This is a genomic window from Lysinibacillus sp. BSL11, assembly GCF_052928325.1.
Genome location: NZ_JAVGCX010000011.1, coordinates 46632 through 66718, shown reverse-complemented (window position 1 = coordinate 66718; position 20087 = coordinate 46632). Strand labels below are relative to the sequence as shown.

The 20087-nt window shown below is 36.7% G+C and carries 23 protein-coding genes; 10 read left to right on the top strand and 13 right to left on the bottom strand.

The genetic code is table 11. The annotated features are described in order from the left end of the window. Positions 1-12: 12 nt before the first annotated feature. Positions 13-1194, bottom strand: coding sequence for an FtsW/RodA/SpoVE family cell cycle protein (locus RCJ95_RS14340; RefSeq protein ID WP_004224780.1), 1182 nt, complete (start codon positions 1192-1194; stop codon positions 13-15). A gap of 60 nt (positions 1195-1254) precedes the next feature. Then, positions 1255-1536 (bottom strand): YlaN family protein, encoded by a 282-nt coding sequence (locus RCJ95_RS14335; RefSeq protein ID WP_004224778.1) that lies wholly within the window; start codon positions 1534-1536, stop codon positions 1255-1257. A gap of 182 nt (positions 1537-1718) precedes the next feature. Between RCJ95_RS14335 and RCJ95_RS14330 the strand changes: the two genes are divergently transcribed. Then, positions 1719-2219 carry a hypothetical protein gene (locus tag RCJ95_RS14330; RefSeq protein WP_036077076.1) on the top strand — a complete coding sequence of 167 codons (501 nt, stop codon included), beginning with the start codon at positions 1719-1721 and terminating at the stop codon, positions 2217-2219. A gap of 11 nt (positions 2220-2230) precedes the next feature. Next, complete coding sequence (locus tag RCJ95_RS14325; protein ID WP_048394712.1) at positions 2231-2434, top strand: YlaI family protein; 204 nt, start codon at positions 2231-2233, stop codon at positions 2432-2434. A 54-nt stretch (positions 2435-2488) separates the two neighbouring features. Here the strand turns inward: RCJ95_RS14325 and RCJ95_RS14320 are convergent, their stop codons facing one another. From RCJ95_RS14320 to typA, 5 genes are all read right to left on the bottom strand, one after another. Then, positions 2489-3283, bottom strand: a complete 795-nt coding sequence (locus tag RCJ95_RS14320; protein WP_221679684.1) for an ABC transporter permease — start codon at positions 3281-3283, stop codon at positions 2489-2491. Beyond that, entirely contained in the window at positions 3276-4043 is a 768-nt protein-coding gene (locus RCJ95_RS14315; protein WP_221679682.1) for an ABC transporter ATP-binding protein, read from the bottom strand. The genes RCJ95_RS14320 and RCJ95_RS14315 overlap by 8 nt, the downstream gene beginning before the upstream one ends. Before the next feature lies 1 nt (position 4044). Further along, positions 4045-5037: an ABC transporter substrate-binding protein gene (locus tag RCJ95_RS14310; RefSeq protein WP_257521262.1), complete on the bottom strand. Its 993-nt coding sequence runs from the start codon at positions 5035-5037 to the stop codon at positions 4045-4047. A gap of 216 nt (positions 5038-5253) precedes the next feature. After that, positions 5254-5652 carry a YlaH-like family protein gene (locus tag RCJ95_RS14305; RefSeq protein ID WP_004224772.1) on the bottom strand — a complete coding sequence of 133 codons (399 nt, stop codon included), beginning with the start codon at positions 5650-5652 and terminating at the stop codon, positions 5254-5256. Between the two features lie 30 nt (positions 5653-5682). Next, positions 5683-7527, bottom strand: coding sequence for a translational GTPase TypA (typA, locus tag RCJ95_RS14300; protein ID WP_221679680.1), 1845 nt, complete (start codon positions 7525-7527; stop codon positions 5683-5685). Between the two features lie 138 nt (positions 7528-7665). On the opposite strand from typA, the gene RCJ95_RS14295 reads away from it, so the two are divergent. After that, positions 7666-7851 carry a DUF5325 family protein gene (locus tag RCJ95_RS14295; RefSeq protein WP_004224770.1) on the top strand — a complete coding sequence of 62 codons (186 nt, stop codon included), beginning with the start codon at positions 7666-7668 and terminating at the stop codon, positions 7849-7851. Positions 7852-7893: 42 nt separating this feature from the next. Here RCJ95_RS14295 and RCJ95_RS14290 read toward each other — a convergent pair whose 3' ends face one another. Together RCJ95_RS14290 and RCJ95_RS14285 are read right to left on the bottom strand one after the other, a co-directional pair. Next, on the bottom strand, positions 7894-8688 hold the full coding sequence (locus tag RCJ95_RS14290) for an inositol monophosphatase family protein (RefSeq protein WP_221679679.1): 795 nt from the start codon (positions 8686-8688) through the stop codon (positions 7894-7896). A gap of 212 nt (positions 8689-8900) precedes the next feature. Continuing rightward, entirely contained in the window at positions 8901-9098 is a 198-nt protein-coding gene (locus RCJ95_RS14285) for a hypothetical protein (RefSeq protein WP_026023402.1), read from the bottom strand. A 126-nt stretch (positions 9099-9224) separates the two neighbouring features. Between RCJ95_RS14285 and RCJ95_RS14280 the strand changes: the two genes are divergently transcribed. Continuing rightward, positions 9225-9851 (top strand): YktB family protein, encoded by a 627-nt coding sequence (locus RCJ95_RS14280; RefSeq protein WP_221679677.1) that lies wholly within the window; start codon positions 9225-9227, stop codon positions 9849-9851. A 102-nt stretch (positions 9852-9953) separates the two neighbouring features. Here the strand turns inward: RCJ95_RS14280 and RCJ95_RS14275 are convergent, their stop codons facing one another. Both RCJ95_RS14275 and RCJ95_RS14270 read right to left on the bottom strand, forming a co-directional pair. Next, the gene (locus RCJ95_RS14275; protein ID WP_221679675.1) at positions 9954-10241 is read right to left on the bottom strand and encodes a UPF0223 family protein; all 288 of its coding nucleotides are present in this window, start codon (positions 10239-10241) and stop codon (positions 9954-9956) included. A gap of 20 nt (positions 10242-10261) precedes the next feature. Further along, positions 10262-11221, bottom strand: a complete 960-nt coding sequence (locus RCJ95_RS14270; RefSeq protein ID WP_221679673.1) for an NAD(P)H-dependent flavin oxidoreductase — start codon at positions 11219-11221, stop codon at positions 10262-10264. 145 nt (positions 11222-11366) lie between these two features. Here RCJ95_RS14270 and RCJ95_RS14265 point away from each other — a divergent pair, with 145 nt between their 5' ends. Next, entirely contained in the window at positions 11367-12836 is a 1470-nt protein-coding gene (locus RCJ95_RS14265) for an aminotransferase class I/II-fold pyridoxal phosphate-dependent enzyme (protein WP_004224764.1), read from the top strand. A 245-nt stretch (positions 12837-13081) separates the two neighbouring features. Here RCJ95_RS14265 and RCJ95_RS14260 read toward each other — a convergent pair whose 3' ends face one another. Continuing rightward, positions 13082-13759: an LrgB family protein gene (locus RCJ95_RS14260; RefSeq protein ID WP_004224753.1), complete on the bottom strand. Its 678-nt coding sequence runs from the start codon at positions 13757-13759 to the stop codon at positions 13082-13084. Next, entirely contained in the window at positions 13752-14198 is a 447-nt protein-coding gene (locus RCJ95_RS14255) for a CidA/LrgA family protein (RefSeq protein WP_255600439.1), read from the bottom strand. The genes RCJ95_RS14260 and RCJ95_RS14255 overlap by 8 nt, the downstream gene beginning before the upstream one ends. A gap of 290 nt (positions 14199-14488) precedes the next feature. Here RCJ95_RS14255 and RCJ95_RS14250 point away from each other — a divergent pair, with 290 nt between their 5' ends. The 5 genes from RCJ95_RS14250 to RCJ95_RS14230 all read left to right on the top strand — a co-directional run bounded on the left by RCJ95_RS14250 (position 14489) and on the right by RCJ95_RS14230 (position 20078). Then, positions 14489-16147, top strand: coding sequence for an ATP-binding protein (locus RCJ95_RS14250; RefSeq protein ID WP_446722428.1), 1659 nt, complete (start codon positions 14489-14491; stop codon positions 16145-16147). After that, positions 16134-16823, top strand: a complete 690-nt coding sequence (locus tag RCJ95_RS14245; RefSeq protein WP_221679669.1) for a response regulator — start codon at positions 16134-16136, stop codon at positions 16821-16823. The genes RCJ95_RS14250 and RCJ95_RS14245 overlap by 14 nt, the downstream gene beginning before the upstream one ends. Positions 16824-16948: 125 nt before the next feature. Continuing rightward, positions 16949-17968, top strand: coding sequence for a Bug family tripartite tricarboxylate transporter substrate binding protein (locus RCJ95_RS14240; RefSeq protein ID WP_257521257.1), 1020 nt, complete (start codon positions 16949-16951; stop codon positions 17966-17968). Between the two features lie 91 nt (positions 17969-18059). Next, a complete protein-coding gene (locus tag RCJ95_RS14235; RefSeq protein ID WP_257521256.1) occupies positions 18060-18536 on the top strand; it encodes a tripartite tricarboxylate transporter TctB family protein in 477 nt (158 codons plus the stop codon). A 15-nt stretch (positions 18537-18551) separates the two neighbouring features. Then, positions 18552-20078 carry a tripartite tricarboxylate transporter permease gene (locus RCJ95_RS14230; RefSeq protein ID WP_221679665.1) on the top strand — a complete coding sequence of 509 codons (1527 nt, stop codon included), beginning with the start codon at positions 18552-18554 and terminating at the stop codon, positions 20076-20078. Positions 20079-20087: the final 9 nt, after the last annotated feature.

The following is a 20087-nucleotide window of genomic DNA, read 5'->3' as shown; positions in this document are numbered from 1 at the left end:
AGGTATCCCCCTTTATGATTGTGTTTTTTTCCTCTCTACCTTTTCAAACATAGAAACATTGATTAATATTCCCATCGCTAAAGATAGAATGATTATAGATGTACCGCCATAGCTTATAAAAGGTAACGTTACACCGGTTAACGGGATTAACCCGGTTACACCCCCAAGATTAATAAATGATTGCCAGCCTATCCAGCTCGCAATACCAGCCGCAATCATGCGTGCTAATGGATCTTTAGTTCGCAATGCAATAGAAAAACCTTTATATACAATAAAGCCTAAACCACCTAGGACAATTAAAACTCCCCATATTCCTAATTCCTCCATAATAATTGCCATAATAAAATCTGTTTGTGGTTCAGGTAAGTAACCTAATTTTTGAATGGATTGACCAAGGCCACGTCCCTCTAAGCCGCCTCCGCCAATGGCATAATAACTATTCACCACTTGGTGACCACTACCATCCTCATATTCAAACGGATTTAAGTAAGACAATATCCGTCCTTTTCGATTTCCTGTTAGTAGCTCTCCCTTAAATAGCCATAGAATACCAAGAATAGCTGTACCAAATGCACCTAATACACCGAAAAATTTCCAAAATGTTTTAAATGGAATACCACTTGAAGCTACAACTGAAACAGCAATACCACATAGAATAATCACTGCTCCTAAGTCTGTTTCAAAGGCTACCCCAGCAACCACTAAAATCCATAGAAAAATTGGATAAAAAATTTCAGTAGGTTGTAGCTTTTCAAACGTATATTTTTGTGCTTTTCGATAAAAAGCAGCTGCAAAATATAAAATTATAAATAGTTTCGCATACTCCGAAGGCTGAAAATTCCCTAATCCTGGGATAGCAATCCAACTTTGAGAGCCTACTTCATCTGCCCCATGACCAAATAATTTTAACCATGTGAATAACACCGCCAATACGACCGTTAGTAACAACATAATATTCTTATTCGCATAATGTTTATATGGAAAAAATGCTGTAATGATAAAGCCAAGAAATGCCACCATTAAATTGGTCACTTGCTTTTGATAAAAATAATCAGGTGCCTGTTTTTTCTGTGCAATAGCAACCATCATACTTGAACTGTAAATCATTATTAACCCAAATAAACTTAATAATAGGACCGTAAAAAATAAGGGGTAATCAAAATTTTGTGCATAGCGTTTTAAGTATTGTCTCATCGGAAAACCTCGTTCTAGTAAAAAAACTCAAAGCGCAAATAAGCGTTTGAGTTTTTCTTTTTATTTGTCTGTATACGCGTCGTGTAGTACAGAAAGTTCCTTCTCGAGTGAATCGAGAATTTCTTTGCCTTTTTCACGTTCAATCAATCCAAGCTTCACAGCAAAATCAATTTCACGTGATAGACCGAACATTTGTGTATCTAATACTTCCTCATATAAAGGGCATTGTGGCATTGTTAAATGATCCATTTGTACTCGAATAAGGCGAGCAATCTTATCTGCATCAGCAACTAATAGCTCCAAAGCCTTCTCTTGAAAAGAAGTTTGTGATTTCGTATCCATGAGGACGCCCCCATTATCTGATATTTCTTCGATTCTATCTTAATAAAGTTTATCTTTTAGTCGATAAAAATGCAAGTGTCTTCATTGGAAAATAGAGAATTCGAATTATATTTCTTTATTATCTCTAGGCATTAGCGTTATACTATGTCATGGATATACAAGATTTGAGGAGGATTTCTATTATGGAAACAATAATTCCTATCACAGGTGCAGTCACATACCAACTAACATTAGATCCTACTGTGTGGATTTTCGATGATCGTAAATTAGATTTAAACACTTACTTCACTACTCAAAATGTTGAGGAAGATGCTGACGTCAAATATATGCGTGAAGTAGGAGCACACTGGTCACGTGAAATTATGGAAGGAGCAACATTCCCGCCTACATTAAAATCAGAAAGGAAATTTGACCGTAAAGGAATGGAGACAGGTACATTTGGTATCGAATTAAGTCATTTCTTGAAGAATGCTGAAATTAAACCAGAAGCGACAAAAATCGTCTTAACTTGCAAAGATGGTCAAGAATATCCTTTTACAATTGAAGAAGCTTATACACTTATTTTAAAATATAGCCAAGACGGTAAGCCTCTTTTAGAAGACGGTCCAATCCATGTATTACTAAGAGACGGTTCAAATATTGACAATCCTATTAAAAACGTATCAGCCATTCGCGCTGAATAGGAGGGAATGCAATGCGCGTTAAATGCGTTATTTGCGATACGATTCATAATTTAGATGATAATCTACCTTTAGCAAAAAAATTGCGTAATCGACCAATTCATACTTATATGTGCGATATTTGTCATGATCGCATTTCAGAAAATACTGTAGCACGAATGGAAACGGGCAATTTCCGTTTTTATCGTACTTCACCCCAGATGGATAAAGAATTTTAACTAAAGAACAGATTAAAAAGAGGTGCCTCTATTTTGAGACACCTCTTTTTTCTACTATCCATTATTTTTAATAATCGCTTTTTCAACTAATTCTACAACTTGATACATTATCGTAGCAAAAAAGGCAATGATCAGAAGTGACATAAGGACCAGGTTAAAATTAAATACTTGGAAGCCATAGATAATTAAATAACCAAGTCCTTTTGAAGCTACTAAAAATTCCCCTACAATAACCCCTACCCATGATAAACCAACATTCACTTTCAAGGTCGAAATGATCGTAGGAAATGAGGCTGGCAAAATGACCTCACGAAAGATTTGCCATCTTGTCGCTCCAAAGGTTTGTAAAACCTTACTATAATTTGGATCGACACCTTTAAATGCAGTATATACAACAATCGTTGTTATAATGATGGATATTAATGCACCCATAGCTATGATAGAAAAGTAACCTGGGCCGAGTGCAACAATCAAAATCGGACCAAGTGCAACTTTTGGCATCGCGTTTAAAATTACTAGATAGGGATCGAGTACTTTTGATAGTAACGGGGACCACCACAAGACAACAGCTATCAATGTTCCTAATAGAGTCCCTGCTAAAAAGCCAATTACGGTCTCCATTAATGTAACACTCACATGCAATGTTAAAGAACCGTCAATGACTTTCTCAATAAATGTATGCCATACATGAGTTGGCGAGCTAAAAATTAACCGATCAATCCATTCTAATCTTGAAAGCAGCTCCCATCCACCAAAGAATAGCAGTAAAATAATAAGCTGATATACTCGAACATAGCGTTTTTCTTTTTTTAACAATTGCTGATATTGCTTAAATAATGTATTATCCAAGGCTCTCCAGCTCCTTCCAAATAGTTTGGAAAATATCTGCATAGGCTGGATGCTGTCTTACATCAAAAGGTGATAGTTCATTAAGGGCTTTAGGTATTTCAAACACCTTGTGAACTGTCCCTGGGTTTGCAGAAAATAGAACTACACGCTCACTCATCGCGATTGCTTCACCAATATCATGTGTCACAAGAATAGCAGTCTTTTTATAAGTTTTTAATGTTTCCACCACTAAATCCTCAAGCTTTAATTTCGACTGATAATCTAATGCAGAAAATGGTTCATCTAATAATAAAATTTTAGGATTCACAGCTAAGGTACGAGCAAGGGCGACACGTTGCCTCATACCTCCTGATAACTCTCGAGGGTAATTGTTCCCCACTTGTGGTAATCCTACTTCCTGTAATAACGCATTGGCCGTTACTTTATGTGTTTTATGACTTTTCTCCATTATTTTCAAGCCAATTGTGACGTTTTCTTCAATGGTCTTCCAAGGAAATAAATAATCCTGCTGAAGCATATAGCCAATGCTTGATTGATTACTTGCTGATAGCTTTTCACCATCTATATAAACATTGCCTTCAGTGGCAGGGAATAATCCTGCAATAATTGATAATAATGTGGTTTTACCGCAGCCACTCGGCCCAATAAACGAAACAAACTCTCCTTCATGAATGGCTAAACTGATATCACGTAATACTTCCTTTGCCTGTGTACTTGAAAAATAACTATGGTGAATATTCTCCAGCTGTAAAAATTCCATATTACTCAGCAGCCTTTTTGGCAAAAGTAGTGTTCACAAGTTTTTCATACTCCACACGTTGAGGAAGTTCACCTGCTTCCTCCATAATTGTTTGCAAGTTATCCCACTCTCCTTCATCAAGGATTGGGTCAGTAGCATAAGAGCCCTGTGCTTTATATCGCTCAATTACCGTTTCAATTATCTCTATATCCACATTTTCAAAATACGGTTGAATAATCTTTGCTACTTCAGCAGCACTCTCATTTTGCACAAAATCCTGTGCTCGTTTCAAAGCATTTGTAAAAGCTTGAACAGTTGAAGCTTCATCCTTTAAATAACTACTTTTGGCCATAAAGGACGTGTAAGGAAGATTACCAGATTCCGTTCCAAACGAAGCTACAATATAACCTTTTTCTTCTTTCTCGAAGACACTCGCAGTAGGTTCAAATAATTGAACATAGTCACCAGTACCTGATGCAAAAGCAGTAGCAATGTTGGCGAAATCAATATTTTGAATGAGCGTTAAATCATTTACAGGGTCGATGCCATGTTTTTTCAGCACGAATTCACCTGCCATTTGTGGCATTCCACCTTTACGTTGCCCCAAAAACGTTGAGCCCTTCAATTGATCCCACGAAAAATTATCTATCTTATCTCTTGCCACTAAAAAGGTACCATCCGTTTGTGTTAACTGTGCAAAATTTTGAATAGGATCATTTGCACCTTGTAATGTGACATAAATAGACGTCTCCGACCCAACTAAAGCTATATCAATTCCATCTGACAGTAACGCCGTCATCGTTTTATCGCCACCTGCAATCGTTTGTAGCTCAACAGAAAGACCTTCCTCCTCGAAGAAACCTTTCTCAAGTGCTACATATTGAGGCGCATAGAAAATTGAACGAGTTACTTCTCCTACTTTGACTTTTTCTAGCTCTGCTTTATTACATGCCGTCAAAGAAAGGAGTAACAAAGCAATGACACCTAATAATAAACCTTTTGTAAGCCAACGCATTCCCTTTCCTCCTTGATGTGTTGAAAATAAGCCTATCGACATTAACTTATTCACATAAGAAGATTTCGGTGCCTATCATTTTTTAATTTGTGTAGAGTGTGGGTGTTTTCTTCAGCTTGACTACAAGTGAAACATACAAAAAAAACAGCCTTAGCTTTAAAACCGCTAAGACTGTTACTAACAGATAAAAAGTTCTTATTATAAAGTACGTAATTGTTATTGATTGGTAGCTTGTTGCTCTTCTCTTTTTTCACGCCATAGTCTTGTTTTATAGACAATTAGAATTAAGGCCGCTACAATCAGACCTTCAATCATTGGTAAGAATAGGGCGAAGAATGTAAGCATGATACAACCTAAAAATAGGAACGCATAAATAATAATATTTTGAGATAACTTTAATTTCTTGGCAAAGCCTAGCTTATAGACAATGGCAGAAAGTACAAATACAAGAAGAAATACAACATAACCTGCTATTTCATAGCTTGGTAAATTTTCATATAAAAATCTAGTGATACCAGCCATTCTCCCATAAACTCGTGTTGTTTCATCTGTACCTGTCTGTGCAGCAACTTGAATAACATTTAGTTCACCCAATAAAGCGGACTTCAGATCCAAGACTCCTCTTCCTTTCGTGGAAGCAAAAAATTATTGTTCAGCGTTTTTTAGTTTTTTCGCTATTCTTTCACGTTCATTTTTATCTAGAATTTGTTTACGAAGGCGAATAGATTCTGGTGTGATTTCTAAATACTCATCATCATTTAAGAACTCTAATGCTTCTTCTAGTGTTAATAGACGTGGCTTTTTAATAACGTTTGTTGCATCTTTTGTCGCAGAACGAACATTCGTTTTTTGCTTCATTTTTGTTATGTTTACAGTGATATCATTATCACGTGTATTTTCACCAACGATCATACCTTCATAAATTTCAGTACCTGGCTCAACAAATAGTGTACCACGGTCCTCTACTTGCATCATACCATAAGTTGTCGATTTACCAGTTTCCATTGATACAAGAACACCTTGGTGACGTCCACCAATACGGCCTGGAATATATGGTTGGTAACAATCGAATGTATGGTTAATGATACCAAAACCTTTCGTCATAGACATGAATTCTGTTGTATATCCAATTAAACCACGTGCAGGAACAAGGAATGTTAAACGTACTTGGCCATTGCCATTGTTCACCATATCCAACATTTCACCTTTACGCGTACCAATCGATTCAATAACCGAACCTACATTTTCTTCTGGAACATCAATTTGTACACGTTCAAATGGTTCACATTTTACACCATCAATTTCACGAATGATAACTTGAGGTTTTGATACTTGTAGTTCAAAGCCTTCACGGCGCATATTTTCAATAAGAATTGATAAATGTAGCTCACCACGACCAGAAACTGTCCATGCATCTGGTGAATCTGTATCTTCTACACGAAGAGATACGTCCGTTTGAAGTTGTGAACGTAAACGCTCTTCTACTTTACGAGCAGTTACCCATTTCCCTTCACGACCTGCAAACGGTGAATTATTCACTAAGAAAGTCATTTGTAATGTTGGTTCGTCAATACGTAATGGTGTTAAAGCTTCTTGATGTTCCACCGGACATACTGTTTCCCCAACATTGATGTCTTCCATCCCTGAAACAGCAATTAAGTCACCAGCTTTTGCTGATTGGATTTCTTCACGTTTTAAACCAAAGAAACCAAATAGTTTCGTAACACGGAATTGTTTCACAGTCCCATCTAACTTCATTAAAGCAACTTGTTGTCCTACTTCAATTGTTCCGCGGAATACGCGTCCAATCCCGATACGACCAACATAATCATTGTAGTCAAGTAATGCCACTTGGAATTGTAATGGATCTACTGAGTTGTCTACTGGTGCAGGAATTGCTTCAATTACCTTTTCAAATAGACATTGCATATTTTCTTCTTGTTTTGTTGGATCAGCATCAAGAGAAGCTGTACCGTTTACACCTGATGCATACACAACAGGGAAATCTAATTGATCATCATCAGCGCCTAGCTCGATGAATAATTCTAATACTTCATCTACTACTTCTAATGGACGAGCTGAGTCTTTATCAACTTTGTTTACAACTACAATCGGTGTTAACTTTTGTTCCAACGCTTTTTTCAGTACAAAGCGTGTTTGCGGCATACAACCCTCATACGCATCGACAACTAGTAAAACGCCATCTACCATTTTTAAAATACGTTCTACCTCACCACCGAAGTCGGCGTGTCCAGGCGTATCAAGGATGTTAATACGTGTTCCGTTATAGTTTACTGCAGTATTTTTTGCTAAAATTGTAATACCACGTTCGCGTTCAATATCATTAGAGTCCATTGCACGTTCTTCAACATGTTCGTTTGAACGGAATGTACCTGATTGTTTTAATAGTTGGTCGACTAAAGTAGTTTTACCATGGTCAACGTGGGCGATAATTGCGATATTGCGAAGATCTTGACGTAAGTTTGTCATTATTCCACTCCATATTCTTTTTTCGAATGTTTAACTGTGATATTATAGCACAAGAAGGATAGAAATGTCCTTATTAGAATTTCCATCATTCTAAAAAATATATTTGATTGACAAATTTTTTATATAGGAGGCTAGGCTATGAATCGTGCAAAAATCGTAATGGCCATCTATGCATTGGCAGCTGTATTAGCAATGTGCTCTATTGGCTACTCTGTTGCAGCTAGTAATGTATTTGGTGTAATAGCTGGTATTGTGGCTACTTGTGTCATTTTCATGACAGCCTTTAAAATGAAGCGTAAACTACGTGCGCAAGGATTACTTTAAAGAACATAAAAAGGAGCTGTCTAATAAATAGACGGCTCTTTTTTATTCATATGGCACTATATATTTTTTTAATAATTCTTTATGAATAGCGGGATTAGCAATAATAAATGTATCCTGATGAAGGAAATCAAAGCCTTCACCATGTAGATTTGTAGCAACTGCTCCAACTTCCTGAGCAATGATGGTCCCTCCTGCAATATCCCATGGTGCTAAACGCATAGAGACATAGGCATCTAATTTGCCACTTACAACAAATGCAATTTCCATTGCTGCGGAGCCATAGGAGCGTGTACCGCGAACTTTACGAACCATATCAATCACTTTTTCATGGTGAATATGTCGGTTAGGTGCGACCCAATGTGCATTTATGCCAATGACTGACTCCTCCATTGTAACAGACTGTAGTTTACGCAATGGTGAATCATTATACCATGCCCCTTGCCCCTCGATGGCACTAAATAAATCCTCCCGCATAACATCAAATATGTAACCTAGCTTTCCTACGCCATTGACAAAAATACCGATAGAAATCATAAAATGACGATGCTGTTTAACAAAATTCATCGTTCCATCAATTGGATCAATAATCCAAACTACACCGTCTAGTGATTTAACCTGTTCGCCCATTCCTTCTTCCCCTAGAATTTTGTGGGTTGGATCAAAAGCTTTAATTTGCTCAATAAAGAATAACTCCGTCTCTCGATCAATATTGGTAACGAGGTCATTTGCACCTGATTTTGTCTCAATTACTAGATTATACGAAAAAGCCTCCCGAATACGTCGCCCAGCTTCAAAAATAATATCTTTTGCAAATTTATCAATTTGTTGTAAATCCACTCATAACCCACCCTTCGAATATAAGAAAAGGCCTTCTATATTAATCGCTCCCGTATGTTTATGATACCTTTTCCCACTACTTCACAACTTTTGCTATATAAAACCTAGTACTACCTTATGATATAATTTCTATTTTACCCTTTGTCACAATAAAAATCACCTGCTGTCGGAATATTCAGCAAGTGATTTTTTAAATGGGTATTAGATTTTGATTACGCATAGGCGTGCAAACTTTCAAGTTCCATCTGAATTTCTGCCAGACGTTTTTTACTTTTTTCAATTTCGATATCATTTTTTTCATTCATTGCTGCAAAAAGTGAAGCTAATTCATAATCTAATTCTAATTGTAAAATATGCTCATATTGCTTTTCAATGTCAACTTTACGTATAATTTTTACGAACGGTTTCATAAAAAACACTTCCTTTTTTTAATTTTTTTACAAAAACTTTGCTCATTTGATAAAGTTCTTGTTATAAGATTTTTTCCCAAATTCAGCGTAAAATAAACCTTATAAAACGAAAGGAGTAAAATAAAATTGCCAAAAATAAAGTGGACAAACAAAGACTTTAAGGTTTTTACAATAGACGGTTTAGAACAGAGAATGGATGCTTTAAATTTACATGTACGTCCAAAATTCAATCAGCTAGGTGAAGATTTTTCTGCATATTTCTCTAGTCAATTAGGTGAAGAATTCTTCCCGCATGTGGCTAAACATGCTCGAAGAACTGTTAACCCTCCAAAAGATAGCTGGGTTGCCTTCGCACCTTATAAAAGAGGTTATAAATCATTGCCTCACTTTCAGATTGGTCTATGGCACACACATTTATTCATCGTCTTAGCTATTATTTATGAAGCGCCTCAAAAAAATGTTATGGCTGAGCGTTTACTAGCTCATAAATCTTTAATTGAACAGCTTCCAGATGATTTTATCGTGTCAGGAGATCATATGTCCCCTGAGGCAGTTTCTCTCGAAGTGGCAAAAGAAGACAAGCTTGAAGAACTTCTTATTCGCCTACGAGATGTCAAAAAGGGTGAATTCTTAATTGGCCGTCATATTGCAAAAGAACAAGCAACCAAATTAACAGCAAGCGAATTACATCAATTAACAGAGGACACATTTAACAGCTTACTTCCTCTTTACAACATTATTGTTGGAAAATAGGCTAACCTTATAAAGTTTTTTATTGATGTAGTTTATGCATTATGTCGTTTTTTAACACAAAAAATAAAGAGTGGATGTGAGTTGATCTCACATCCACTTTTTTTAACGGCCATTTCTTGGGGAAACTTTTATAATCATTCCATCTTCGGCTTCCTTTGTTTGTTTTACAACTGGATAGCTAATGTAGCCACTCGCCTCTTCAAATTCACGAAAAATTGATTTTTCCTCTGCTTGGGAAGGAACAATCTCTTTAAAGCGTCGATATTTAGCTAGCATAACTTCACGCTTGATGCCCTTTTCATAAGCTTTCTCAATTCCCTCAAAGAATTGAATAACATCCACAATCTCCTCTGTGGACCAATCAGTTGAAAACGGATAAGAGTATTCCATTCGACAAAACCACCTTTACGTTATTGCCCCCATTTTAACCGTATACTTTCAGCTTCTGCAACCATTCGCTTAATAAGGTCATCAACGGTTGGAATATCGTGAATCATTCCAGTCACTTGTCCAGCCCAGCCAAAGCCCTGATTCTTATCACCATCGTAAATAAAGCGTTTATTTGCTGAACCACTTATATATTCTTTCAACGCTTCATATGTTGGTGTTTTTTCCTCAATTTCCAAAATCTTTGCAGTAAAGTCATTGCGTAATGCACGAGCTGGTGCACCAATTGAGCGCTTAATAATGGTTGTATCTGCCTCAGTACTTGCAACTAGGGCCTCTTTATAAGCCTGTGAAGCATCAACACACTCTCGTGTTGCTATAAAACGAGTGCCCATTTCAATGCCTTCAGCTCCCAATGCTTGAGCAGCCATCCAGCCGCGCCCATCGCCAATTCCGCCAGAAGCAATGACAGGAATACTTACACTATCAACCACTTGGGGAACAAGAACCATTGTACCGACATCATCACGCCCCAGATGACCGCCACCCTCTTGACCCACAACCATTACAGCATCTGCTCCAAGCTGTTCAGCCTTTTGTGCTTGTCTACGAGCAGCTACAAGTACTAATTTTTTTATAGCTGTGCCTGCCAGCAAATTAAATATAGGCGCTGGATTTCCCCCCGTCATTGTAACAACTGGAACTTCTTCTTCGATTGCAACGCGCACCATATCCTCATAGCCTGTACCATGCATGCCAATCGCAAAATTTACGCCAAATGGTTTATCTGTTAATGTTCGTACCTTATGGATCTCTGCTCGTAATAATTCAGGATCTCGTAAACTCATAGCCGTTATTTGCCCTAAACCACCAGCATTCGACACAGCTGCGGCTAAATCAGCATATGCTAAATAGGCTAATCCCCCTTGAATAATTGGGTATTTAACCTGTAAAAGATCCGTCACACGTGTATTCCAATTCATAGTACCTCCCCTTTCGTTCAATACTATTTTCTCGGTACCCTGAAAAAAATCCTTTTATTTTTTAGGAAAAGCCTATTTTTTCGTGTCGTTAGGTGCTATAATTCATTTGTTTTCTTAGATATTATAAAGTGAGGTGGTACCTGCGTTGTCACAATTAGAGACTCCATTGTTCGACGTATTACTAAAACATCGGAACAGACATCCCATTCAGTTCCATATTCCAGGCCATAAGAAAGGGCAAGGGATGGATCCTGCGTTCCGTGAATTCGTCGGCGACAACGTTTTATCAATTGATTTAATTAATATTGCTCCACTAGACGATTTACATTCACCAAAGGGTGCTATAAAAGAAGCGCAAAACTTAGCAGCTGAAGCCTTTGGTGCTGATCATACATTCTTTTCCGTTCAAGGTACTAGTGGCGCCATCATGACGATGATTCTGACCGTCGTCGGTCCAGGTGATAAAATTCTAGTGCCACGGAATGTTCATAAATCTATTATGTCGGCGATTGTATTCGCTGGTGCCATTCCAATTTTTATTCATCCTGAAGTTGACAGCGAATATGGGATTTCTCATGGCATATCCCCTGAAGCTGTTGAAAAAGCATTAAATGCTTACCCAGATACAAAGGCAGTACTTGTTATTAATCCAACATATTTTGGCTTTACAGCTGATTTAAAGCGTATTGTGGAGATTGCTCATGACCGTAATATTCCTGTAGTAGTAGATGAAGCGCATGGTGTACACATAAAATTCCATGATGACCTTCCATATTCAGCTATGGAAGCAGGTGCTGATATGGCAGCAACAAGCGTTCATAAGCTTGGTGGCTCCATGACACAAACATCTATTTTAAATGTACGTGAGGGTCTTGTTTCTGCAAAACGTGTACAAGCTGTATTTTCTATGTTAACAACTACATCGACATCCTATCCATTACTTGCTTCACTTGACACAGCTCGACGTCAGCTAGCCATTCATGGATACGATTTAATTGACGATGCATTACGTTTAGCAAAGGACGCTCGTAAACGCATCAATCAAATACCACATTTAAAGTGTGCTGGCAAGGAAAAGTTACATTCTTCTGCAACTTATGATATGGATCCATTAAAACTTCTGATTAGTGTGAAAGATTTAGGTATTTCTGGTCATCGAGCTGAGGAATGGTTGCGTTATAATGCCAATATTGAAGTAGAATTGTCTGACCTTTATAATATCTTATGTTTAGTGACTTTAGGAGATACAAAAAAGGAAATCAATCTTTTAATAAATGCTTTAACTCGTATGTCAAAAGCATTTGATTCTGAAGCGGCTATAACAGAGGCTTTAGTAAATGTGCCGGAAATTCCAGCTCTTGCCATGTCTCCGCGTGATGCTTTTTATGCAGATACAGAAGTCGTTCCCCTTGCAGAAGCAGATAACTGTATTTGTGCAGAATTTATTATGGTGTATCCTCCTGGGATTCCTATTTTTATTCCCGGGGAAATAATTACTCAAGAAAATATTCATTATATTCAAATGAATATTGAAGCAGGTTTACCCGTTCAAGGACCAGAGGATACAACATTAAAAACAATTCGTGTTATCAAAGAACGTAAGCCAATTTTCTAAAAAATATAAGCTAGCTCTTCAATAAGAAGGGCTAGCTTTTATATTTAAAATGTGAGTATATTCTTTTTGTTGAACACAACCAGAAAACATTCTCTTCATTTACAAAATAGCTATAATAGAATACTATCTGAAGTGTTTTTAAATTCATTTCATAATGAATAATTGCTTCTAGAAATAACTATTTTTTTCACAACAAAGAATTTGTTTCCATTCGTTTTGAGACAGCTCCTTTTTCCACGATTCTATTATAAAAATAAATACACAAATAAAGGGCAGAAGAAGGCTCCGATAACAGCCGTTAAGCCCATTGATAATGAACCAACTGATAATTCCTGTTCCCCATATTCTCTTAATTTCACAAGACCTACCCCATGTGAGGCACTTCCTACTGCCACTCCCCTACTCACAGCAGAGTCGATTTTGCCATACTTAATGACTAACGGTCCGATAATGGCCCCTACAAACCCTGCAATCATAACGAAAACAGCAGTTAAAGGAGGAATGCCTCCAATCGTTTCGCTCACCTGCATCCCAACAGGCGTTGTTAACGATTTAGGTAAGGCTGTCAGCATCCAGCTAGGTTCTACACCGATCCATTTTAGTAACACAAAAATTGTCACTAAGCCTGTTATCATGCCGATTAGAAGCCCTGATAAAATTGAATACTTATATTTCATAATAATTGCTCGTTGATTATAGAGAGGATATGCAAGTGCCACAACAGCTGGCCCAAGCATTTTCTGAAGCCACTCCCCACCTTGCATATAAGTTGAATATGGAATATCAAACACAAGTAAAACCACTGCACTGACAATCGTAGTCGTGACCAAGGGAATCATGATAGGATGGGGAAATCGTTGATAGAGCTTTGTAAATAAAATAAACATAATGATGGTGCTAAGGACAACTGTTACTTCAATCAACAGTTAATTCCCCCTTTCCTTCTTCCACAGGAGTCTTCGAGCTTTCTTTTTTGGCCAATTCTCTTTTCTCGATGAGCTGTGTCAGCAGTCCTGTTACATAAATAGAGATTAATGTACTAGCAATAATTGCTAAAATAATGAGCAGACCAGTGATTGACATGAGCTCTGGATAATCAATAACACCTACCGTTGCTGGAATGAAAAACAACGTTAAGATGCCAATTAAAAAACCTGCTCCATCTTGTATATATTCGACCTTAATAATTTTAAAATTGAGTGAAAGTGCTAATAAAAGTAAGCCTATGACGCTTCCTGGAAGAGGTATGTGCAAATAAGAAACAATGCCAACCCCCATGTAATAGAAAATAGTAAGTATACCAATTTGCACAATAATCCGAACAACTCGTAACAATAACGCAGCTAAATTTTCGTTCAACATTTCGCCACTTTTCACCCCCTATATCGTTCATTCTACATCTGTAGGAATTTTCTGTCTATTGTAATTTTAGAAAAATAATAATCAAATATAGAAATATCCAAACAATTCTATGAAACAGTATTAAAAGTCCTATTCTACAAGAACTTCATGATTTTACTTTTTATGATTATGACTTTTCAACATTTTTATATTGTGTCTATCCACTTCAAATCACTTTTTTAATGATCATCTAGCAAATTTCGAAATTTTTTTATATAATCGAAAATTACAAAAGATTACTAGTATTATCAATGACCAAAATTTCCAAAATAAACACAAAGGTGGGATTCACTATTTTCTTTAAAACATTAACACTCCAAGCCCGCTTTGCCTATTACAGTAGTTTTCTAATTTTTATTATTGTTATTTTAGCAGGCATCCTCTTTTATATGACCATATCTGATGCATTGCAAACACAAATTGGGAACCGGGCACTATATTTGGCGGAAACAACGGCTAGCAGGGGGGATGTAATTGAAGCGTTTCATACAAATAATCCTTCCGAAAGTCTGCAAAAAATTAGCAAAGAGATTTTGCTTGCTGCAAAAGCTACTTATGTTGTAATAGGAGATAAAAATGGCATACGCTACACCCATCCTATCGCTGACCGTATTGGTAAATCAATGGTCGGAGATGATAATGACCGAGCATTAATCAACGGTGAGTCTTATATTTCCATTGCAAATGGTTCAATGGGACAATCCATTCGTGGGAAGGCACCTATCTTAGACTCAAATGGATCGATTATTGGTGTTGTTTCAATTGGTTACTTAACAAGTGAATTAGATCGCTTATATTTTTTATACCTTGATAATATTTTTTATACGATGGTTATTGCACTAGGCATTGGTATTATCGGCTCTATTTTTTTATCCCGAAACATTAAAAAGCAAATTTTTAATCTAGAGCCAAGTGAAATTGCCAGTCTATTAACAGAAAAAAATACTTTAATTGAATCTGTTCGTGAAGCTATTATTACGGTAAATCAGAAAGGTGAAATTACGACCCTAAACAATGCTGCCGCAAAAATCTTACATTTAACGGATTCAGCTTCTATTATTGGCGATAATATCGAGCAGCATATACCAAACACACATCTGCTTAACGTATTAATGAAGGGTGAAAAACAACTTGATAAATTGATGATTGTTAACGGTCATGAAATTATTGTTAACCGTGTACCTATGAAGGTGAATGGTCAAGTTGTCGGCGCAGTTGCAAGTTTCCGATTACAATCAGAAATAGAGCAAATGGCTATCGAATTATCACAAGTAAAACAATATACAGAGGCTTTACGTGCCCAAACACATGAGTTTAATAATGTCCTTTACACAATATCCGGCCTTATTCAATTAAATGCATCTGATGAAGCACTGTCTATTATTCATAAAGAGGCACAAGGACATTCTTCTCTAACCCAATTTATAACAAAGCGTGTAAAAGACCCTTTTTTGAATGGTTTAATTATCGGATTTTTTAATCGTGCACGTGAATTAAAGATCAAGTTGGTTTTTGATGAGGATAGTTATTTAGAAACATTTCCTGAAAGCATCGAAAAAAGCTTAATTATTTCTATAATGGGAAATTTATTAACCAATGCTTTTGAAGAGGTCGAAAAAAACAAAGAGCGACAACCAATTATTAGGCTTTTTATATTTGATAATGGAGAGGAAATCATCTTTGAGGTCGAGGACTCTGGACAAGGTTTAGCACAAGAAAAACTAGCCGTGCTATTTTCAGAAAATATTTCTACGAAAGATAGTAAACATCGAGGCTATGGATTAAGGAAAGTCATTTCCAGTATCCATGATTTAAACGGTACTCTTGCTCTTGAAGAAGGAGATTTAGGAGGTGCCCTATTTATCGTATCTATTAGCAAAAGGGGGACTATGATCCATGAACAATATTGAAGTGCTGGTAATTGAAGATGATGTACGTGTAGCGGATGTACATTGTCGTTTTTTAGAAAAAATTGAAGGCTTTACAGTAATTGCACGGGCAAGCACGGGAGAAGAAGCTTTAGATTGGCTTCAATCATTTTCACCACACCTTATATTACTCGATGTCTTTTTGCCAGATATACTAGGAGTAGATTTAATTGATAAAATCCAAGAAGTGAGCCCAACAAGTAGTATTATTTTGATTACCGCAGCTACAGAGGCACATATAGTACAGAAAGCTTATCGGAAAAATGTTACTGATTACATTTTAAAGCCATTTACATTCGAACAGCTAAAAGAGAGTATAGAAAAATTCCGTTACAAGTATCTATTGCTGAAAAATAATGAGAAATTTACACAAGAAAAAATTCAATATCTTTGGCCAAAAGCAGGTTCATCCACCCCTCTAGAAACACCGTTATTATTACCAAAAGGGATAGATCCAACAACTATGAATCATGTTATCAACCATTTAAGTATAATGGAGAATGGTAGTACAGCTGAGCTATTGGGAAAGAATATCGGTGTCAGCCGTTCCACCGCTCGTCGTTATTTAGAATTTTTAGTTACACAAAAGCAGGTCTATACCGAACTGACTTATGGCACAGTTGGGCGTCCTGAGCGACGATACTTTATTTCCACATAAACTTTATGAACAAAATGCTGTTAATTCACATTATTATCACAATATTCCTAAAATTAAGAAGTAAGTTATAGTATGGGTAGCGCTAAATTGATAGCGCTACCATTTTATTTTTAAGGGGGATTTTTATGTGGAGGAACATTTCTAAAATAATGGCAGCAGGCTTATTATTTACTAGTTTAGTTGGCTGTTCAGCATCAACTGGAGAAAAAACAGAGGGAAAGAAGGCCAATGATTATCCGAAAAGTAATATTACCATTGTTGCTCCATCAGGTGCTGGTGGTGGCTGGGATTTAACAGCTCGTGCAGTGGCAAAAACAATGAGTGATACTGGGTTGATTGATAAGGCGATTCAAGTTGAGAATAAGCCAGGTGGTGGTGGTGCTGCCTTCATGGCAACATTTGCTACAAAGGAAGCCAATAATGATTATATGTTAATGGTTAAATCACCACCAATCCTTATAAATCATGAAAAGGCTGAAGGAAATAGTAAATTTGGCTATAAGGATACTACACCTTTAGCTCAATTAACACGGGACTATGGCGCAATCGTTGTTAAAAAGGATTCTCCTTTCCAAACGCTTGAAGATGTTTTAAATGCTATGAAAACTTCACCAAAAGATGTCACATTAGCAGGTGGTTCTGCACCGGGCTCGATGGATCACCTAGTAGGAATTATTCCGGCTTATAAAGTGGGGATTGACTTAAAAACAATTAAATATGTTTCTTATGATGGTGGTGGTGAGGCGGTTACAGCATTATTAGGTGGCAATGCTGATGTTATTGCAACAGATGCCTCCACAATTGCTACTTATGTTAAATCAGGAGATGTTCGTGTATTAGCTGTCAGTTCCTCTGAACGCTTAGAAGGTGAGCTAGCAGAAGTTCCTACATTTAAAGAGGCTGGTATTGATGAGGAATTTACAATTTGGCGTGGTATCTTTGGTCCAAAAAATATGAGTAAAGATGCGATTGCCTATTGGTCTGAAAAATTACATGCAATGTCTGAATCAAAAGAATGGCAAGCTGAGGTGACCCGTAATGGTTGGCAAGCAGAATATCGTAATGCACAAGATTTTACAGCTTATCTAGACAATCAAAATAAAATAATCATTGAACTACTAACAGCTCTTGGTATGCAAAAATAAAGAATCGTTTTAAAAAAAGACACAAGTATTTCCATTAAATATAGAACTACTTGTGTAACTTTATTCTATTTTCAATGGAGGTGTAAAACGGTTGAGCTATACATTTGATAAAACATTTAGCATTATCCTCTTAACACTTAGCATTCTGTTTATTTTTCAAGCAACTCAGATTTCTGATAGTGCATATGGATCTACAGTTGGGCCCAAAATTTTCCCATTAGGTTTAGGTATTATTTTAGGTTTATTAAGTCTTCAATTATTTTATGAATCATGGAAAAAAGCTGTGAGAGAGCGAGTCACAGGAGGACCAACTACTTCTTCTAAAATAGCTTCAACAGAGCTCAAAAAGTTCTTAATTATTTTAGGTAGCGCTCTTGCGTATGTATTTTTCCTTGAAAAAATTGGCTATATGATAACAACATTTTTATTTTTGTGTATTAGTTTCCAAACAATGGAACGTACTAAACTTATTTATTCAATTATTATTGCAGCTGGATTTTCACTAGGTGTCTATTATTTATTTACAAGTTTACTAGGAGGATCATTGCCTAGTTTCCCAATTTTTTAGTACAGGAGTGAACATATGTCGACATTGCAATTTTTAGCTGATGGATTTGCAGTTGCCCTTCAATGGCAAAACCTTTTATTCGCTCTTGTGGGCGTCATAATTGGTACAGCAGTTGGTGTACTTCCAGGTATAGGTCCAATGAGTGGAGTTGCTTTATTAATCCCCGTTACAGCAACTATTACAGCTGGACTACCTACTGAGGCTGCCGCTACCAGCTCAATTATTTTACTTGCAGGTGTATACTATGGGGCTATGTATGGTGGATCAACAACATCCATTCTATTAAACACGCCTGGTGAATCATCATCAGTTGTGACAACATTGGATGGCTATCAAATGGCTAAACAAGGTCGTGCTGGAAGTGCTCTTTCTATCGCGGCCATAGGCTCATTTTGTGCGGGCGTTGTAGCGCTATTAGGTCTGATATTATTAGCCAATCCATTGTCAAAAGTAGCACTTAAATTTGGACCCGCAGAATACTTTTCTTTGATGTTATTAGGACTTGCAGCAGTTAGTGGCCTAGCAGGACGTTCTATTACCAAAGCTTTAATTATGACTGTTTTAGGGCTTATGCTCGGGACAGTTGGTATTGATGCCGTATCAGGTATCGAACGTTTTACATTTGGTCAGCCAATGCTGTTCTCTGGCATTGAATTTTTAACCATCGCTGTTGGTTTATTTGCATTAGGCGAAGTATTTAAAACCATTCTTGAAAAAGAAGAAGAGGATGGTCAATTAGCAAAAATTAATCGCGTATTACCAACAAAGGAAGATTTAAAGGATAGTGCTGTTCCTATTGCTCGCGGCTCATTATTAGGCTTTTTTATTGGCGTATTACCCGGTGCTGGTGCAACACTTGCCTCATTCTTTTCTTATATTACTGAGAAAAAATTTAGTAAAACACCCGAGCAATTCGGAAAAGGTCATATTGCGGGTGTAGCTGGGCCAGAATCGGCTAACAATGCTGCATCAGGCGGTGCAATGATCCCATTACTAACTTTAGGAATTCCTGGCTCAGGTACTACTGCAATTTTAATGGGCGCACTTATTATGTATAATATTCAGCCAGGTCCATTATTATTTGATGAGCACCCTCAAGTTGCTTGGGGATTAATTGCCAGTATGTTTATTGGAAATTTAATGTTATTAGCATTAAATATGCCTTTGGTCCGTATTTTTGCCAAAATCATCGAAACGCCTAAAAAATATTTATTGCCTATTATTATTGCCATTTCAATTTTTGGCGTTTATGCTGTACAATTTGCCACGTTTGATTTATTTTTATTAGTAGCTTGTGGGGTACTTGGTTATCTATTTGCTAAATATGATTATCCAGTAGCTCCATTAGTACTTGCCTTAGTACTAGGGCCGATGATTGAAAATAATATGCGCCGTGCATTAACCATTTCGAATGGAGACTTTTCTATTTTTATAACAAAGCCTTTATCATTACTATTTTTAGTGATTGCCATTTCCTGGTTACTTATACCACTGATTATGAAGATACGTGGTAAAAATGTGGTTATTAATGAAGAAGGATAAATATTCTTA

Bases quoted from the DNA above. Each gene is read 5' to 3' on its own strand.
- RCJ95_RS14245 (WP_221679669.1), top strand. From the start codon at position 16,134: ATGAACAATATTGAAGTGCTGGTAATTGAAGATGATGTACGTGTAGCG.
- RCJ95_RS14270 (WP_221679673.1), bottom strand. From the start codon at position 11,221: ATGAATTGGAATACACGTGTGACGGATCTTTTACAGGTTAAATACCCA.
- RCJ95_RS14240 (WP_257521257.1), top strand. From the start codon at position 16,949: ATGTGGAGGAACATTTCTAAAATAATGGCAGCAGGCTTATTATTTACT.
- RCJ95_RS14330 (WP_036077076.1), top strand. From the start codon at position 1,719: ATGGAAACAATAATTCCTATCACAGGTGCAGTCACATACCAACTAACA.
- RCJ95_RS14335 (WP_004224778.1), bottom strand. From the start codon at position 1,536: ATGGATACGAAATCACAAACTTCTTTTCAAGAGAAGGCTTTGGAGCTA.
- RCJ95_RS14230 (WP_221679665.1), top strand. From the start codon at position 18,552: ATGTCGACATTGCAATTTTTAGCTGATGGATTTGCAGTTGCCCTTCAA.
- typA (WP_221679680.1), bottom strand. From the start codon at position 7,527: ATGACAAACTTACGTCAAGATCTTCGCAATATCGCAATTATCGCCCAC.
- RCJ95_RS14315 (WP_221679682.1), bottom strand. From the start codon at position 4,043: ATGGAATTTTTACAGCTGGAGAATATTCACCATAGTTATTTTTCAAGT.
- RCJ95_RS14340 (WP_004224780.1), bottom strand. From the start codon at position 1,194: ATGAGACAATACTTAAAACGCTATGCACAAAATTTTGATTACCCCTTA.
- RCJ95_RS14295 (WP_004224770.1), top strand. From the start codon at position 7,666: ATGAATCGTGCAAAAATCGTAATGGCCATCTATGCATTGGCAGCTGTA.
- RCJ95_RS14310 (WP_257521262.1), bottom strand. From the start codon at position 5,037: ATGCGTTGGCTTACAAAAGGTTTATTATTAGGTGTCATTGCTTTGTTA.
- RCJ95_RS14250 (WP_446722428.1), top strand. From the start codon at position 14,489: ATGACCAAAATTTCCAAAATAAACACAAAGGTGGGATTCACTATTTTC.
- RCJ95_RS14255 (WP_255600439.1), bottom strand. From the start codon at position 14,198: ATGTTGAACGAAAATTTAGCTGCGTTATTGTTACGAGTTGTTCGGATT.
- RCJ95_RS14325 (WP_048394712.1), top strand. From the start codon at position 2,231: ATGCGCGTTAAATGCGTTATTTGCGATACGATTCATAATTTAGATGAT.
- RCJ95_RS14275 (WP_221679675.1), bottom strand. From the start codon at position 10,241: ATGGAATACTCTTATCCGTTTTCAACTGATTGGTCCACAGAGGAGATT.
- RCJ95_RS14285 (WP_026023402.1), bottom strand. From the start codon at position 9,098: ATGAAACCGTTCGTAAAAATTATACGTAAAGTTGACATTGAAAAGCAA.